This is a genomic window from bacterium (assembly GCA_030652805.1).
Taxonomy (GTDB): domain Bacteria; phylum JAHJDO01; class JAHJDO01; order JAHJDO01; family JAHJDO01; genus JAHJDO01.
Window position 1 is genome coordinate 1 of sequence record JAUSPT010000028.1, and the last position, 16,921, is coordinate 16,921.

Here is a 16,921-nt window from a genome sequence, read left to right on the forward strand (position 1 = left end):
TGTTGCAATTATCAAAAAACGTCTCAACTTGAATCTCAGCCTCTACACTATTCTACAGATTTTAAGTATAACCTTATTTGAGAAAGTTCCTGTTTTACAGCTACTTACAAATGATAATGATGAAACTCAAAACGGTGAATCTCCTAACCAATTGTTGTTGTTTGACTTATAATGGGACAGTAGTGAAATTGAATCAAAAAAAATGAGCAAAAGTTAAAACAAAGCAAGGAGGGAAAGTAAATGAATAATAATGTTAAAAATCTATTTTTGTTCGGATTAGTCTTAGTCCTATTGTCTGGCTGTACAATAGTTCATCCAATCCTAATAGAAAAACCATTTGTTTTCTCAGATGGTGAAACAAAACAAATCCCAATAAAGTCACATCCTCGCTTTGCTAAAGTATATGTCAAAAACACGTATATTGGAGATGCACCATTAAAGGTATATACAGATGATGCAAAAGAATTAATTAAACATATGAAGATGGAGAAAGATGGATATTATCCTATCTATGGAAATAAAAAAAAGACGTTTAGTCAACCATCTGGAATTGAAATTTCATGGGGTATAATCCATGGATGGTTCTTTGATAAGATTCCTCAGAAAAGAATAACAGCTTTGTTATCAAAGGCAGAATCCTTATATTTAGATAAAAAATATGAGGATGCAATAGCGCACTGCAAAAATGTTCTTATGATAGACCAAGACAACAAAGATGCTCAAAAATTAATGGCAAAATTGGTGGAAGAACAGAAGATGGCTCTTGAAAGACAAAGACAAAAAGAAATATCAGAATTATTGGCAAAAGCAAATGCTTTGTATTCAGATGAAAAATACAATGGTTCCATAACACAGTGTAAGAGAATTCTTGTATTAGACAAATCTAATAAAGATGCTCAGAAGTTAATAGTAAAGTTATTGGAAGAACAGCGTAAAGCAAAAGAATGGGCAGAGAAACAGGCAGAGATTGAACACAAGAAAAAAGAGAGGATCAGAAAGGAGAAGATAGAAAAATTGCTGGATGCAACAAAGAGAGAAGCTACTGTAAAAGAAGATTTATATGATTTTAGAAAAACTGTCTGGGGAATGAGCAGGAAGCAGGTTAAGGCAACAGAAGATAAGAAGCCTGTTTCTGAATTTGATATTGGGTTAGCTTATAAGGTTGAAATTGATGGAAAAGATTTCCTATGTGCCTATTATTTTTTAAAAGATAAACTTTGTACTGGTATATATGTTTTTGTTGGGGAGCATTTCAATGATAATCTTTATATTGATGATTATAAAGAGCTAAAAGAAATTTTAATTAAAAAGTATGGTAGCCCAAAAACGGATTTAGGAGAAGGCTGGTTGAATGATTTACTTAAAGATGATAGAAGCCAATGGGGAACGGCTGTTAGTATGGGGCATTTAGTATATGGGGCTACATGGGACACTCCAACAACGGAAATAAGTTTAATTTTAAGGGGTGATAATCTTAAAATTAGTTTGAAACTTGGATATGAGAGCAAAGAATTTAAAGAAGGCGTAAGCCAAATAAATGAAAAGAAAACTTTAAAAAACTTCTAAAAATTGCAACATAAATCCATTAAAAAAGATTGAAAGACATAAAAAGACAAAACAATGTCAATAATATACCCCGTTGTTCTCGTGCTGGTATTGAACGTAATTTTCTGGTTTTCAGGGATTAGTTAGTTTTGAAAAGCCAGATGAGGAAAGGCAATTTTTATGGCTCAATATATTGAGTGTCCAAACTGTGGAAATACTGGAGAAGCTCAAAGAGTAGGTTGGGATGCAGCTGGTTGTTTAATCGCAATAATACTACTGATATGTTTTATTATTCCTGGAATAATTTACATCATTTGGAGAGAGAATAAGGGAGCAAAATTATGTTGTGCTTATTGCGGCAATACTAATGTAATAAGGATTTCTAAAGCAAGAGTTGTTGGTAATGGCAGTTCTGATGAGTGGGAACTCGTAAGTGAAAATAGTAATTCTGATGAATGGGAACTCGTCAAAGAAGAAAAGAAATGTCCATTTTGTGCCGAAGAGATAAAGAAGGATGCTATTGTTTGTAGATATTGTAAAAAAGACCTCCCAAAAGAAAGCAAAGTTGAATCTGAAATAGAATTAAATTAAAAGATCACCAACTGTTTGATGAAACAATATAAGCAAGTAAAAACTAAAGTAAGTTTTTTTATCGAAAATCCAAAGGTAGAAGCACTAATTGCCTTTTTAATTGTCATATCAATTGTACTTTTGTCTATAGAGCTTTTTGGACTTGCAGGTAAAAACACAATCAAGTTTGCGATTGTTTGTGGGTATTATTTAAATTTTATATTTGTTATTGAGCTGCTTTTGAGAGGATATATAATTGGAAACTTCCGAAAGTTTTTCAAATATCATCTCATGGATATATTAGCAGTGGTCCCTCCATTATTCCAAGCTTTAAGCGTAATGCGTGTTTTACGTTTAGCCAGATTAGTACGTATAATTAAGTTGGTTAGATTGGCTAAATTCGTAAAATTAGCAAAATTTATGAAAATATTTCGCATACATAAATTGGGAACTGTTGTAGATAGACACACAGGAGTCATCCGTGGGGAAGGTTTTCCTGTAGAATTAGAGGGATGTTCTCTGGATGATTATCTAAAAAAGCAGGAAAGCGATGTTTTGGAATTCAAAGCTACACTGAGAGGTGATATAAGAAAGGTGGGGGGAAATAATTCTTTGCAGAAGAAATTCGTGAAAACTATAGCAGCATTTTTAAATTCTAGCGGAGGCGTTCTTCTCATAGGTGTAAAGGATAATGGCGAAGTGTATGGAATTGAAAAAGATATCGAAACTCTTGGGGAATCTAAAAATAAAGATATATTTCAACAAACCTTAACGAATATTATAAATGAGAAGTTAGATAAAGCAATTACGAGATATATAAAAATAAGATTCGAAAAAAAGGATAGTAAAATTGTTTGTATAGTAAAAATAAAGAAGAGTGGTGAGCCTTGTTTTTACCACGAAAAAAAAGAGGATCGACATGATTTTTATATAAGAATACAAAATATGACGAAAAGATTAGATACTAAAGAAGCGCATGATTATATTGTAAAATACTGGGGAAATAAATAACATAAGTTAGTCCATACAGTGGAATCGAGAGTTTTAATAGGGACAGGCATGCCTGTCCCCTACATAAAAATCACAAAAGACGAGATTCCTTCGCAATGACAGAAACAGGGATATTCAAACGGGCAGACGCAAGGGCTGCCCCTACAATAACCGCCAGCTAAAGCAGGCGGTTGCGGTGGAGGAGACAACACACAGCGGAGAGTACACCAGACTGCTTCAGCTGTCTGGTGGAACAAGCAGCTGTCGGAGAAAACTCAGGAATTAAATGTATTGACAGTATGCTTATATTGTCCCATATGTTCAAAACAAAGAGGAGATGTTCTTTAGAACTATTATCCCAAGTAGAAAAGCAACGCAAAAGTATTTGAAAGGAGTTGATAAAGATGAAATTGGATAAAGAGGAAAGAGAGATATTAAAATCATACGAAAGTGGAGAATGGAAATCAGTAAAAAAACTTGATTCCATAAAAAAGAAACACATGGGATATGCTAAAGCTATGTTAAAAAAAGATAAGCGTCTGAATATCAGAATATCATCACGTGATTTAGAAGAAGTTCAAAGAATTGCTGTAGGTGAAGGTATTCCATATCAAACATTAGTTTCAAGCGTAATTCATAAATATGTTACAAGACATTAAATTAGGGATATTCAAACGGGCAGCCGCAAGGGCTGCCCCTACAGATAACCGCCAGCTAAAGCAGGCGGTTGAGGTGGAGGGGGTAATTTCTTTTCCCTCTTTGTCAAGAGAGGGTCAGGGTGAGTTCAAACACTCTCTATCAGGCCAATCAATTCTTCATATGATGTTACTTTGCTTATGCGAGTGCGGATTCCTTTGCTGTTATGATGGCCTTTAAAATACCACATTGTTATCTTGCCCATGAGACCTATCTTATTAGCGGGGCCTATATCCTTGTATTTTTCTATGTAAGCAAGGTGGGCTTTGAGAACCTTTTTCTTTGCAGGCAGACTTGGATTTTTAGGAGTCTCGCCGTTTTTTAAATAATTTTCAATATTTTTGAATATCCATGGATTGCCGAGCGCACCACGCGCAACCAGGATTCCGTTGCATCCTGTTTCGTCAAGCATCTTCTTAGCCATGAAGGGGTTAAATATATTTCCGCTTCCAAATACAGGAATCTTTAAAGATTCTTTAGCAGCCTTTATTGATTCATAGTCAATATCACCTGAGTATCTCTGTGACACCGTCCTGCCATGTATAAAGACGATAGAAGCGCCGTTTGCCTCGCATTCTTCAGCAATTCTAACACATTCACTGATATCCCTTTTATCAAAACCAGTTCTTAACTTAACTGTGACGGGAATTCGCAGTTTGGAAACTAATTTTTTAATGATTTTGCCAAGTAACGCTTTATCTTTTAACAAGGCTGCGCCAGCGCCCTTTTTTGTTACTTTTTTTACGGGACAGGCGCTGTTTATATCCAAAAAAGATATATCAACAAGCTCTATAAGCTTTTCGGCAGCATCAAGCATTGCGGAAGGGTCTGCGCCAAGCAGCTGCGCGGAAATTGGGGAATCTTTCTTAATTGTTTTTATGAGTCCCCTATTCTTCTGACTACCATAAAGTATAGCTTTTGAATCAAGCATTTCAAAGAAGCAGTGTGAGGCACCTAATCTGCGGCTTATAAGGCGGAAGGCGAGGTCTGTTACCCCCGACATAGGAGCCAGATATATTTTGGGATTCATAGTAATTATTATACCATAAGCTCCAATCCTTTGATATAATAGACGAATGCTGAAATACAAGATAATATTAGCGTCAAAATCAAAGAGACGCTCAAAGATACTTAAAGAATGCGGGATACCTCACGAAGTTGTTGTAAGCAACGTTCATGAGGAGATGGACCATGAAAAGGGTGCGAAGTTCAACGTTCTGCATAATGCCCGGGGCAAGGCCGAAAAAATAGCAGTCGGATATAAGGAAGGTTATATTATCGGAGCTGATACTCTTGTTTTGTTAAAAAAGAGCCTTATAGGAAAACCAAACACAAGAAAAGAGGCAATAGCTCTTCTAAAGACATTCTCAGGAAAAACAATCTTTGTCTATACAGGTCTTTGCGTAATAGACGCTAAAAGAGGCAGATCAGAAAGCGCAATTGATGTATCAAAGGTTCATGTCAAAAAGCTCTCGCCAAAGAAAATAGATGAATTTGCAACTGTAGCCGGGCACAACGACAAGGCGGGCGGTTTTTCAATAGAAGGTCCTGGGGCATTTATATTTGATAATATAGAAGGCTCGTTTTATAATGTACTGGGTTTGTCTATGATGAAGCTTGATGAACTTTTTAAAAAATTAGGCGTAGATCTTTTAGGAGAAGTCATTGGCAAAAAATAAAAATTCCACAATGTTATACGGAAGAAACTCAGTTTTTGAGCGATTAAAGACAAATCCTCAAACCATAAAAAAAATCTTTCTGCAGGATAATTTCAATGTGTCTCATATAGAAAAATTAATAGAAGAGAATTCTATTCCCTCTGAACGCCTGTCTCATCAGAGGCTGGAGAGAATCAAACATACTAAAGATCTTCAAGGCATAGTTGCCAGTGTAGATGAATTCAAATATGTCCCTTTTGATGATTTGATGAATTCCTCTAAAGACAGGCAGTTAACATTTATATTTCTCGATAGGATAAACGATCCTCACAATTTAGGCGTTATTATCCGCACCGCCGCCTGTTTTGGCAGACTTGCCATTATTATTCCGAAGTTTGAAGCTTGCGAAGTGAATGAAACAGTCCAACACGTGGCTTCAGGAGGAGAGAATTATGTGCCAATATCAATGGTAACGAACCTTTCCGATGCCATAATTGAGGCAAAGGCTCACGGATACTGGATACTGGGAACTGTTATAGCTGATGATTCTAAGGATATAAATAAAGTTGACTTCCCTTTTCCTCTGGGCATTGTGTTAGGATCTGAAGGGAAAGGTATTCGCCATGGAGTACAAAAATATCTTGATATAAAGGTTCGGATTCCTATGAACGGCGCTAAACTTTCATTCAATGTCAATATAGCCTGTGCTATTCTTTGCCATGAGATATCAAAGCAAAGCGGCGGGGTGATGCATTAACTATTATAATTTGATATAATATGAACTGAAATTAGAGACAGATATATTCTGTTGTTGATGTAGGAGGTAAGATGTTTAAGTTTATTAAAAGAGTTTCAAAAACTGCGGGGCTCGTACCCGGCGAGCTTGTTCATGTAGGAGAAAGGAAGATAGATAAAATAGAGATATCGGTGCTGGATTATGATGATAAGAATTTTCACGAAAAAGAAATTACCAATATTGAAGAAACTTTTTCATTTAAAGATACCCCAACAGTTACCTGGATTAATATTAACGGATTGCATGAACTGGATGTTATTGAGAAAATTGGCAATAATTTTGAAATGCACCCTTTAATTCTTGAGGATATTGTTAATACCAGTCAACGTCCTAAATATGAAGATTTTGATAAATATATCTTTGTAGTTTTAAAAATGCTTATGTTTGATGATGCGAAAAAAGAAATAATTTCAGAGCAGGTGAGCTTAATTTTTGGTTCTAATTTTGTAATATCTTTTCAAGAGAGAAAAGGCGATGTATTTAATCCTGTTCGCCAACGTATACGTAATGATAAGGGAAGGATCAGAAAAATGGGTGCGGATTATCTTGCCTACAGTCTTTTGGACGCCGTTGTTGATAATTATTTTTCTATTTTAGAAAGACTTGGCGAAAAAATTGAAGATATGGAAGAAGAGTTACTTACCAATCCCACACCGCAAACTCTGAAGGCTATTCATAATTTAAAACGAGATACGATATTCTTAAGAAAATCCGTATGGCCTTTACGTGAAGTTACCAGTGGTCTTGAACGGAATGAGTCTAAACTTATAAAAAAGGGTACGCATATATTTTTGCGTGATGTCTATGACCATACCATTCAAGCTATAGATACCATTGAAACATTCAGGGATATGGTTTCTGGTATATTTGATATTTATTTATCCAGTGTAAGCAACCGGATGAATGAAATAATGAAAGTTTTGACGATATTTGCAGCGATCTTTATCCCTTTAACATTTATAGCAGGTGTTTATGGGATGAATTTTGAATTCATGCCGGAATTGAAAATGAAATGGGGATATTTTACATTGTTGGGCTTTATGGCTGTTGTTGGCTTTGGAATGTTGTTTTATTTTAGAAGAAAAAAGTGGATGTAATAATCAGGAATAAGCATGGAAGCTCGGGATTATTATAATATTTTAGGCGTAAATAAGAACGCCTCTCCTGCAGAGATTAAAGCAGCATACCGCAAACTGGCTGTTAAGTATCATCCCGATAGATGTCCGGAGGAAAAGAAAAAAGAATGCGAGGAGAAATTCAAAGAGGTTGCAGCCGCATATTACGCTTTGGGCGACGCAAAAAGACGCAGGGAATACGATGATTATAAAAAAGGCGATTATGTATTTAGAAGCGGACATGGCTCCGGAGACTTTGCCTCACAAACAGGGTTTGATTTCGAAGATTTAATGAAGCATTTTCATGCTTCCGGATCACGTGAGACCCAACAGCAAAAAGGATTTAACAGATATTTCTCTTTTGATGATTTATCTGATATTTTTGAAGGGGTGAGTTCAGGGCAAGGCGATCAAGGCGGAGGCGCCTATACGACTTATCAATTCGCGAATACAGGGGGTCAACAAAAACATGATACAGATACATATGCAAATATAAAGATTCCCCAAAATCTTGCTGTGAGGGGAGGTGAAGTTAAAGTTAAATTAAGCGATGCAAGAACAATTACACTGAAAATAAATCCCGGCACAAAAAATGGTCAGAAATTAAGGTTGAAAGGCATCGGGACAATGTGTCCTACGTGTGACCATAAGGGAGATCTAATAGTTTCTATACGTTATTCATAAACAAGAACAAGGAGGTTTCTATGAGCAGTGAAAAAAGTTTTAGTTCTGATGAAGCAAAAAAGATCGGGGAGCAGTTAGGAATAACCTGGGATAAGTTTGATGTAGAGCAGTTTCGAATGGGGATGGATGTGGAGTTGGAGCATGGTTTAGTTAGTCCGGCAACAAATGTTACCAATGATGACCCCTTAACGACAGGGAAGATTGCGCTTGCGCACTTAGAAGAATTTTCCGATTATTATACGAGATTAGAAAAGATGGAAAAAGAAGCAGAGGATTCTCTTTTATAATACCCACTATGAAAGTCTATATTAAAACCTTTGGATGTCAGATGAATAAGCATGATTCTGAGGTGGTTTTGGGACTGCTGTTGAGTCAGGGTTATAAAGCGGTAGAAAGCAGGGAAAAAGCCGATGTTATCTTAGTAAACACCTGTTCCGTGAGAAAACATGCTGAAGACAAGGTATACAGCATGCTGGGAGAATTGACGAAACTCAAAAAAAGTAAGCCCGACCTTATTGTCGGAGTCATGGGCTGTATGGCTCAGAAGGACAAGAAAGGGATTTTTAAACGCTCTTCAAATGTAAACTTTGTGTGCGGTACGCATAATTTTCAAAAAATACCTGAAATGATAAAAACCGTAGCTGAACAAAAAACAAAGATAGACCTTACGGAGATGGGAAAACAGGTTTTCGTCTCCCCCACTCTGTCTTCCAGAGGAGAGAAGAATTCTGCATGGGTCTCTATAATGAAGGGCTGTGATAATTTTTGCTCATACTGCATTGTGCCTTATGTAAGAGGCAGAGAAATTTCCAGACCTGCAGATGATATTATGCGGGAGGTCAAAGAACTTGCTCATCAGGGTTATAAGGAAATAAATCTTCTCGGACAAAATGTTAATTCGTACGGCAAAGGGCTGAATGAGAATGTTGATTTCTCAGACCTGCTTAAACTGATTCACGAAATAGAAGATATTAAATCAATATACTTTATAACGTCTCATCCCAAAGACATTTCCCTGAAACTGATTGATACTATAGCAAATCTGGAAAAAGTGAGCAGATCCTTTCACTTTCCTCTGCAGTCAGGTTCGGATAAGATTCTCCATTTAATGAATCGGGGATATACTCTGTCTCATTATGTGGACATAGTTAATAAACTGAAAGAGAGGATACATGATATTAAGCTTGGAACGGATATTATTGTGGGATTTCCGGGAGAAGATGAAACAGATTTTAATCAAACCTATCAGATAATAAAAGAAATAAAATTTTCTCAGGTCTATATGTTTAAATATTCCCCGCGTCAGGGAACAGCCGCATTCAAGCTTAAGGATAACGTCACTGAACAGATAAAAAAAGACAGATTAAATAAAACAATAAATTTGCAAAGGTCTATTTAAGACGGTTCCTGCCAGTAAATGTATTCAGAAGTGTCATAAGGAACCTTTATTATCTCACGATAGATTTCGTGATGTGCTTTGGCAGTCTTGCCCCAGTTAACTTTCTCTTTTACATATCGGAGCATATTCGTTTTGCATTGATTATAAAGTTTTGTATCTGTAAGAAGCCTGCAAATACAGTTTGTATATTCACTGTCATCATTTGCAACCAATCCACAGCCACTCGCCTCAAGCCAATTTTTCAAGCCTTTTAAGTTTGAAGTAACAACAGGTTTATTAAACGCTGTGCACTGAGCAAGTATTCCGCTTTGAGAGCCCTTTTCGTAAGGGAGCACTGCTATATCACTTGCAGAAAGTATTGTATCAAATGTATATTGTGGAAACTGACCTCTTAGAACAATGATTTTGTCGCTTACAGGTGAATTATTAATAGCATTAAAGAATTTTTTCTGATAATCCATATACTCGTATCCCCTCATTTTCCCTGCAACGACCAGAACAACATCATCCAATCTTTTACACACTTCAGGAAATATATCCACAATCTTATGAAAACATTTTGTAGGTCTAAAATATCCGCATAGAAGTATCGCTTTTTTGTTCTCTATCTGAAGTTTATTTTTTGCGTCCTTAATTGCATTTACCTTCCTGACTCCGTGGGGTATAATGTGGATTTTTTCTTCATGTCCAAAGCAACCTACTAATGTATCCTTTTGAAAATCTTCGTGAACAATTACTGCAGCGCTTTCTCTCACAATATTTTCTAAGATAATATGTTCCTGTCTTCCCAGCTTTTCACCTACTGTATGCAGAGTGACTACAACCGGTGTACCAATCATCCTGTAACGGGCTATAAGATCCACTATCTGAACGCCCTTTAAAAGTCCGTACAAGCCATATTCGTGCTGAATATGAACCAGATCTGGTGTTATCTTTGTACTGGTATTGAAAATATTGGAAGCTATTTCATTACTCTCTACAGAATAGACGGGAAATACGTTCTTTCCCTGCGCGCTAATCTGACTTACAATGTAGATTTCATTGTTGAGCAGTTTAAGCTCATCTGTAAGATACTGGGTATAAGTTCCAATTCCACATTCAATAGGAGGATATGTAGAAACAAAACATATTCTCATTTACTATTTTCCATACATATATTCAATAAATCATCAAGTTTTGCTCTTGCAAGACAAAGACATGTATCTGCGGCACCATAATATATCCTTACAATTCCGTCTTCCTTGTCCAGTATAGCTCCGCAGGAGAAAATAATGTTTGAGACGTCTCCAACCCGCTCGTATGGTTCTCTTGGTGATAGAATAGGAATTATTCCTCTGCCAATTACTTTATAAGGTCTCTCAATATCAATCAATGCAACGCCTAGCCTGTATATTTTCCCTCCGGACGTATTTTTTACGCCATGATAAATTAGCAGCCATCCTTTTTCTGTCTCAATAGGAATAGGCCCTATCCCTATACGCTCAGAGTCCCACATTCTAGGTCGTGCCTTTAAGAGAACCATGGAATTTCCTCCCCAATGGACCAGATCCCTGGATGTAGAGAGCCAGATATGGCCGCTGCTACCTACCACAGGTCTATCAGCTCTCCAATATTTACCTTCAATTTTTCTAGGAAAGAGCGCAGCGTCTTTGTTTACCGGTTGAGATATAAGAGCAACTCTCTCTACTTTCCTAAAATCTTTTGTTCTGGCAAGAGCAATTCGGGGACCAAATTCAGAGTAGGCAGTATAAGCAATATAATAGTATTCATTAATAAACGTTATTCTCGGATCCTCTACTCCCCCCTCCTCGTAAATATGATATGGCTCTTCAGAAGAATGGGACATAAATGCTTTATTGTCTGCTTTGAAAGATATACCATCATAACTTCGCGCAAGAACCAGTGTAGATGTCCCGTCTAATCCTTCTACCCTTAGGAGAAGAATTGTCTGCCCATCAAAGGCAGCGACTCCGGCATTAAATACGGTATTACATGGAAAAGGAATATCTTCAATAGTAATAAGTGGATTTTTTTTCTCTCTTTTACAGATCTCAGGAAATTCTCTTTCCATAAAATCTTTCCTTTATTTTTTATTTCCCCATACCTATTTTTTGGGCAACCTGAAACACTTTCCCTTCTGTCATTATAGCAGGTGCGATAATGATATCTGTTAACTGCATTTCTTTTATATTTTTAGCTCCAAGATTACCCATTGAAGTTCTTAGGGCACCTGCAAGATTTTGCGAGCCGTCATCCAAATCTGCAGGACCAACAAGTATTTGTTTCAGAGAACCTGTTGTACCCACTTTTATTCTTGTGCCTCTGGGTAAATTAGCATGAGAAGTTGCCATACCCCAGTGGAAGCCCCTGCCAGGAGCTTCCTTTGCACGTGCCAGAGCAGAGCCAATCATTACTGCGTCTGCGCCGCACGCAAATGCCTTAGCAATATCTCCCCCTAGAGACATACCCCCATCAGTGATAATAGGAATGTATTTTCCTGTCTGCTTGTAATAAAAATCCCTTGCAGCTGCACAGTCGCATGTAGCAGTAACTTGTGGAACACCTATTCCCAGCACTCCTCGTGTGGTACATGCCGCGCCTGGTCCGATCCCAACAAGTATTCCAGCCGCTCCCGTAGCCATAAGCTCAAGAGTCATGGAATAGGTAACACAATTACCTATTATTACGGGGATTTTCATATTCCTGCAAAGTTTAGAAAAATCAGCTGTTTTATATTCACTGGATATATGCTTTATTGATGTAACTGTTGATTGTACAACAAACATATCTGCTCCTGCTTCCTCTGCCAGCTTTCCAAAGCGTTCAGCTTTCTGGGGAATAGATGATACTGCACACAATGCTTTTGCTTTTTTAATCTCCTTTATTCTTTTAACGACTAAATCTTCTTTTATAGGTTTGTCATAAATACCTTGAACGAGTTTCGTTGCTTTTTCAGGTGTTGCTTTTGCGATTTGTCTTAAAATTGACTCAGAATTGTCATATCTTGTCTGAATGCCTTCCAGATTCATGACAGCAAGTCCGCCGAGTCTTGACATCTCAATTGCAAGCTTTGGGTCAACCACACCATCCATTGCAGCTGCCATGATGGGGATACTCAGCTTTATATTTCCTATTTCACAATTAATATCCACATCGTTTGGATTCACAGTTAAATTTCCCGGCACAAGCGCTATTTCATCAAATCCATAGGATCTCCGCGCTTTTCTTCCTCTTCCAATCCACATACCCATTTTTAATATCTCCTTTATGCTCTGATTCTACTTTGTTGGCTATTCTATTTTAACATTGCTCAAAAGTCAATCGCACATTATTTTTTTCTATTTCCTTGAGCTTTTAACCTGAAGATTTCGTCTCTTATTTCTGCTGCTTTTTCAAACTCAAGGTTTTCAGCTGCTCTAACCATTTCTTTCTCCAATATTTTTATATCCAATATTCCCTTCTTTTGAATATAAGAAAGTTTTTTATCTTTACCAATGAGCATCGTCCGGCTTATTTCTTTTTGGATGGTCTTAGGAGTAATACCATGCTCTTTATTGAATTTTGTTTGAATTCTTCTCCTGCGTTCAGTCTCCCCTATTGCTTTTTCCATAGATAGGGTCATCTCATCTGCATACATAATGACCGTGCCTGCCACATTACGTGCAGTTCTTCCGATTGTTTGAACAAGAGATGTTTCTGAACGCAAAAATCCCTCCTTATCTGCGTCTAATATTACTACCAATGAAACTTCAGGAAGATCAAGTCCCTCTCTAAGCAGGTTTATTCCTACCAGAACATCGAATTTTGCGAGTCTAAGATCACGTAATATATCAACTCTCTTTATTGTATCAATCTCAGAATGTAAATATCTGACACGTATTTCATGTTGATTTAGATATTCAGCCAGGTCCTCTGCCATGCGTTTAGTTAAAGTTGTAACAAGCACCCTCTCCTTTTTGGCAACTCTTTTCTGAATTTCTTTCATAAGATCTTCTATTTGATTCTCAGTAGGTCTGACTTCTATTTTTGGGTCAACGAGACCTGTGGGACGAATAATAAGCTCGATTGCCTCTCCTCCCGAATCCTTTCGGGACTTTCGGCATAATTCAAGCTCGTATTCAGAAGGCGTTGCAGAGACAAATATTACCTGATTCATTATTTCTTCAAATTCTACAAAGTTTAAAGGTCTGTTGTCCAGAGCAGACGGTAATCTAAAACCAAAATCGACAAGGGTTTGTTTTCTAGACCTATCGCCTTTATACATACCGCGTATTTGCGGAAGAGAAACATGAGACTCGTCAATAATCGTCAAAAAATCCTTATTAAAGTAATCAATGAGAGTGTAAGGCTTTTCTCCCGATTTTCTTCCGCTTAAGTATCTTGAATAATTCTCAATTCCAGCACAATACCCGATTTCATTAAGCATCTCCAGATCGTATTTTGTTTTTGTCTCCAAACGCTGTGTCTCAACAAGTTTCCCTTGATTTTTTAAATCTGCTAACCTTTGCTCCAATTCCTCTTTTATGAATTCTGTTGCAGCTTTAATCCGATCAGATGTCGTAACAAAATGCTTTGCAGGATATATTGCAATTCTGTCAAGATTTGTTAATACCTTACCTGTTATATAATCAATTTGTGAGATTCTGTCTATTCTGTCTTCAAAGAGTTCTATTCTCACAGGAATTTCTTCATATGAAGGAAAGATTTCTATGGTATCGCCTTTTACTCTGAATGTGCCGCGATGAAAGTCAATATCATTACGTTCATACTGAATATCAATAAGTTTTCTCAGGATATGTTCCCGTTTAAACTCATCATTCTTCTGAAACATCACCAGCAATCCCTTCCATTCATCAGGAGAGCCAAGTCCATATATGCAGGATACACTGGCAACTATAATCACATCCCTGCGTGAAAGCAGTGAGCTTGTAGCTGCAAGCCTGAGCCTGTCCAACTCATCATTTATTGAAGAGTCCTTTTCTATATATGTATCTGTCTGCGGAATGTACGCTTCAGGTTGGTAGTAATCATAATAACTGACAAAATACTCAACGGCATTGTTGGGGAAAAACATTTTGAATTCCATGTATAGCTGTGCCGCCAGAGTTTTATTATGAGAAATAACAAGCGTAGGTTTATTTATACTGCGAATAACATTTGCCAGAACAAAGGTCTTGCCTGATCCGGTAACACCAAGAAGAGTCTGATGTTTTCTATTAGTTTTAATTCCCTCTACGAGTTGTCTGATTGCCTTTGGTTGGTCTCCCTTTGGAGAAAAATCAGAAACCAGTTTAAAATGGTCCATATTTCATCGTCTAAATCCAGTTCAGGATAGTGTCTGCAATACCAGAACCATCTAGTTTATACTTTTTTAACAGGAGATGTCGCGGACCCTGCTCAATAAATTTGTCCGGCAATCCAATATGTAGAGACGCAACATCTTGCGTCTCTACATATGCTGCAACACTCATCCCAAATCCGCCGGCAATAACATTTTCTTCAACTGTTACGATCTTCTTTATCTGAGACGCTATTTTCTCAATTAGTTCCGTATCCAACGGCTTAACAAATCTCATATTCGCTACTGAAACATTTATGTTCTTCTTCTCTAATATTTCTGCTGCCTCTAAAGCTGGATAAACCATTGTTCCTATTGCTAACAGCGCAATATCATTGCCATCCCTGAGTATCTCTCCCTTTCCAATTTCAATCTTTTGAATTGAGTTGGAACTTGGTTCCTTGGAACTGGATTTCGCAGCATAATCTTTTGGATATCTTATAGAAACTGGCTGACCATATTCTACTGCTTTAGAAAGCATGCTTACAAATTCGTCCCCGTTCTTTGGAGCCATAATCGTCATGTTTGGGATCATTGAAAGATATGAAAGATCAAAAACGCCCTGATGTGTTGGCCCATCTCCTACTACTATACCTGCTCTGTCAATTGCAAAAATTACAGGTATTTTTTGCAAACATATATCATGCAATACCTGATCATATGCACGCTGTAGAAAAGTTGAGTAGATAGCGACAACAGGTTTTAACCCCTTTAAAGCTAAGCCTGCTGCAAATGTAACAGCATGCTGCTCTGCCATGCCAACATCAAAGAATCTGTCTGGAAATTTTTGAGCAAACTCTCTAAGTCCTGTTCCATCCGGCATAGCTGCAGTTATTGCTACTATTCTTTTATCTTTTTGCGCCAATTTGATCAGAGCAGAACCAAAGAGTTCTGTATATGTTTTGCGTTTCCTATCTGTGTCTTTGCTTTTCCATATACCTGTTTCAATATCAAACGGTTTTGCGCTATGAAATCTTGTGGGATTCTCTTCTGCAAACTTATATCCTTTCCCTTTCTTTGTTAATATATGTACTAATACAGGACCTTTAAAAATTTTGATATTATCGAGTGTTTCTATAAGCAATGGGATATTGTGTCCATCAATCGGACCAATATAACGGAAGCCTAATTCATCAAATAATATTCCGGGAGTAAGGAGCAGCTTAAGACTTTTTTCTAATTTTTTTGCGCTATCAACTAATAGGTTACCAAATTTCGGAACTCTCTTTAGTACCAGCTCCAGATCATCTCTGACTCTGTTGTATATTGGATTAGTTGTAATTCTATTCAGATACTGAGACCATGCTCCAACATTCCGGGATATACTCATCTCATTACTATTCAAGATTACAATTATATTTTTTTTAATATGTCCTGCATGGTTTAGAGCCTCAAATGCCATACCCCCAGTAAGCGCTCCGTCTCCGATTACAGCTATGAGCTTATTATTGTTGCTTGTTAATTTTTGCGCACATGCCATACCAAGAGCAGCTGATATTGAAGTGCTTCCATGTCCTGTACCAAAAACGTCATACTCACTCTCTTCTATTTTTGTAAAGCCGCTCATTCCTCCAAATTGCCTGAGTGTATGAAACTGGTTCCTTCTTCCTGTAAGAATTTTGTGTGTATATGCCTGGTGCCCAACATCCCATACTATCTTATCATCGGGGCAATTAAAGACATAGTGCAGAGCTATCGTGAGTTCAACAACACCGAGATTTGAAGCGAGATGCCCGCCAGTTTGCGAAACGGTTTCGATTATCAGTTTTCTTACTTCAGAGACCAACAGAGGAAGTGTTTTAATATCCAGCTTCTTTAAATCTTTTAGAGTTTTTATCTTTTCTAAATACATTTTTTAAGGCCTTTTCATCATCTTGAAAGTTCTGATAGCTTATCCAAAACCAATTGCTAAGTCAAATAAATTCAAGAGCTATCGGAAGCATTGTAGGGGTTTGCGCGAATAAGTCAATTCTATGCGCATATCTCTTGCATGCGGAGGCTGAGAAACATAGGTAACACTCGTGGTATGATAGAAGACATCCAAACATTGCGAGCTAGCGAGCAATGTTTGGAGCAAGAATCTACCATATCGGAGGAGTTGCCAAATGAGAAAGACAGCTAGTTTTTACT

The 16,921-nt window shown here is 37.2% G+C and carries 17 protein-coding genes and 1 pseudogene; 12 read left to right on the forward strand and 6 right to left on the reverse strand.

What is annotated here, in order from left to right; translation table 11 throughout:
- The 6 genes and pseudogenes from Q7J67_02065 to Q7J67_02090 all read left to right on the forward strand — a co-directional run.
- A partial coding sequence (locus Q7J67_02065) for an IS4 family transposase (GenBank protein ID MDO9464072.1) occupies positions 1 to 172 on the forward strand: 172 nt, incomplete at its 5' end.
- 68 nt (positions 173 to 240) lie between these two features.
- Complete coding sequence (locus Q7J67_02070; protein MDO9464073.1) at positions 241 to 1,566, forward strand: hypothetical protein; 1,326 nt, start codon at positions 241 to 243, stop codon at positions 1,564 to 1,566.
- A gap of 159 nt (positions 1,567 to 1,725) precedes the next feature.
- Positions 1,726 to 2,136 carry a hypothetical protein gene (locus Q7J67_02075; GenBank protein ID MDO9464074.1) on the forward strand — a complete coding sequence of 137 codons (411 nt, stop codon included), beginning with the start codon at positions 1,726 to 1,728 and terminating at the stop codon, positions 2,134 to 2,136.
- A gap of 18 nt (positions 2,137 to 2,154) precedes the next feature.
- A complete protein-coding gene (locus Q7J67_02080; GenBank protein MDO9464075.1) occupies positions 2,155 to 3,126 on the forward strand; it encodes a putative DNA binding domain-containing protein in 972 nt (323 codons plus the stop codon).
- Positions 3,127 to 3,403: 277 nt separating this feature from the next.
- Positions 3,404 to 3,523: pseudogene (locus Q7J67_02085) on the forward strand (toxin).
- Entirely contained in the window at positions 3,510 to 3,764 is a 255-nt protein-coding gene (locus tag Q7J67_02090; GenBank protein ID MDO9464076.1) for an antitoxin, read from the forward strand. The pseudogene Q7J67_02085 and the gene Q7J67_02090 overlap by 14 nt, the downstream one beginning before the upstream one ends.
- 125 nt (positions 3,765 to 3,889) lie before the next feature.
- On the opposite strand, the gene dusB is transcribed toward Q7J67_02090, so the two are convergent.
- Positions 3,890 to 4,831, reverse strand: a complete 942-nt coding sequence (dusB, locus tag Q7J67_02095; GenBank protein MDO9464077.1) for a tRNA dihydrouridine synthase DusB — start codon at positions 4,829 to 4,831, stop codon at positions 3,890 to 3,892.
- Between the two features lie 46 nt (positions 4,832 to 4,877).
- Between dusB and Q7J67_02100 the strand changes: the two genes are divergently transcribed.
- From Q7J67_02100 to miaB, 6 genes are all read left to right on the forward strand, one after another.
- Positions 4,878 to 5,480 (forward strand): Maf family protein, encoded by a 603-nt coding sequence (locus tag Q7J67_02100; protein ID MDO9464078.1) that lies wholly within the window; start codon positions 4,878 to 4,880, stop codon positions 5,478 to 5,480.
- Positions 5,467 to 6,216: a 23S rRNA (guanosine(2251)-2'-O)-methyltransferase RlmB gene (rlmB, locus tag Q7J67_02105; GenBank protein ID MDO9464079.1), complete on the forward strand. Its 750-nt coding sequence runs from the start codon at positions 5,467 to 5,469 to the stop codon at positions 6,214 to 6,216. The genes Q7J67_02100 and rlmB overlap by 14 nt, the downstream gene beginning before the upstream one ends.
- A gap of 71 nt (positions 6,217 to 6,287) precedes the next feature.
- Entirely contained in the window at positions 6,288 to 7,352 is a 1,065-nt protein-coding gene (gene corA, locus Q7J67_02110; GenBank protein ID MDO9464080.1) for a magnesium/cobalt transporter CorA, read from the forward strand.
- A gap of 15 nt (positions 7,353 to 7,367) precedes the next feature.
- Positions 7,368 to 8,054: a DnaJ domain-containing protein gene (locus Q7J67_02115; GenBank protein MDO9464081.1), complete on the forward strand. Its 687-nt coding sequence runs from the start codon at positions 7,368 to 7,370 to the stop codon at positions 8,052 to 8,054.
- Positions 8,055 to 8,074: 20 nt separating this feature from the next.
- Positions 8,075 to 8,341, forward strand: coding sequence for a DUF5661 family protein (locus Q7J67_02120; protein MDO9464082.1), 267 nt, complete (start codon positions 8,075 to 8,077; stop codon positions 8,339 to 8,341).
- Between the two features lie 8 nt (positions 8,342 to 8,349).
- Positions 8,350 to 9,453: a tRNA (N6-isopentenyl adenosine(37)-C2)-methylthiotransferase MiaB gene (miaB, locus tag Q7J67_02125; GenBank protein ID MDO9464083.1), complete on the forward strand. Its 1,104-nt coding sequence runs from the start codon at positions 8,350 to 8,352 to the stop codon at positions 9,451 to 9,453.
- On the opposite strand, the gene Q7J67_02130 is transcribed toward miaB, so the two are convergent.
- The 5 genes from Q7J67_02130 to dxs form a co-directional block, all read right to left on the reverse strand.
- Positions 9,450 to 10,589, reverse strand: coding sequence for a glycosyltransferase (locus Q7J67_02130; protein MDO9464084.1), 1,140 nt, complete (start codon positions 10,587 to 10,589; stop codon positions 9,450 to 9,452). The genes miaB and Q7J67_02130 overlap by 4 nt on opposite strands.
- Positions 10,586 to 11,524 (reverse strand): glycoside hydrolase family 130 protein, encoded by a 939-nt coding sequence (locus tag Q7J67_02135; GenBank protein MDO9464085.1) that lies wholly within the window; start codon positions 11,522 to 11,524, stop codon positions 10,586 to 10,588. The genes Q7J67_02130 and Q7J67_02135 overlap by 4 nt, the downstream gene beginning before the upstream one ends.
- A 19-nt stretch (positions 11,525 to 11,543) precedes the next feature.
- On the reverse strand, positions 11,544 to 12,704 hold the full coding sequence (locus Q7J67_02140) for a GuaB3 family IMP dehydrogenase-related protein (protein MDO9464086.1): 1,161 nt from the start codon (positions 12,702 to 12,704) through the stop codon (positions 11,544 to 11,546).
- Positions 12,705 to 12,781: 77 nt separating this feature from the next.
- Positions 12,782 to 14,758, reverse strand: coding sequence for an excinuclease ABC subunit UvrB (gene uvrB / locus Q7J67_02145; protein ID MDO9464087.1), 1,977 nt, complete (start codon positions 14,756 to 14,758; stop codon positions 12,782 to 12,784).
- Between the two features lie 10 nt (positions 14,759 to 14,768).
- Positions 14,769 to 16,643, reverse strand: coding sequence for a 1-deoxy-D-xylulose-5-phosphate synthase (dxs, locus tag Q7J67_02150; GenBank protein ID MDO9464088.1), 1,875 nt, complete (start codon positions 16,641 to 16,643; stop codon positions 14,769 to 14,771).
- Positions 16,644 to 16,921 lie beyond the last annotated feature (278 nt).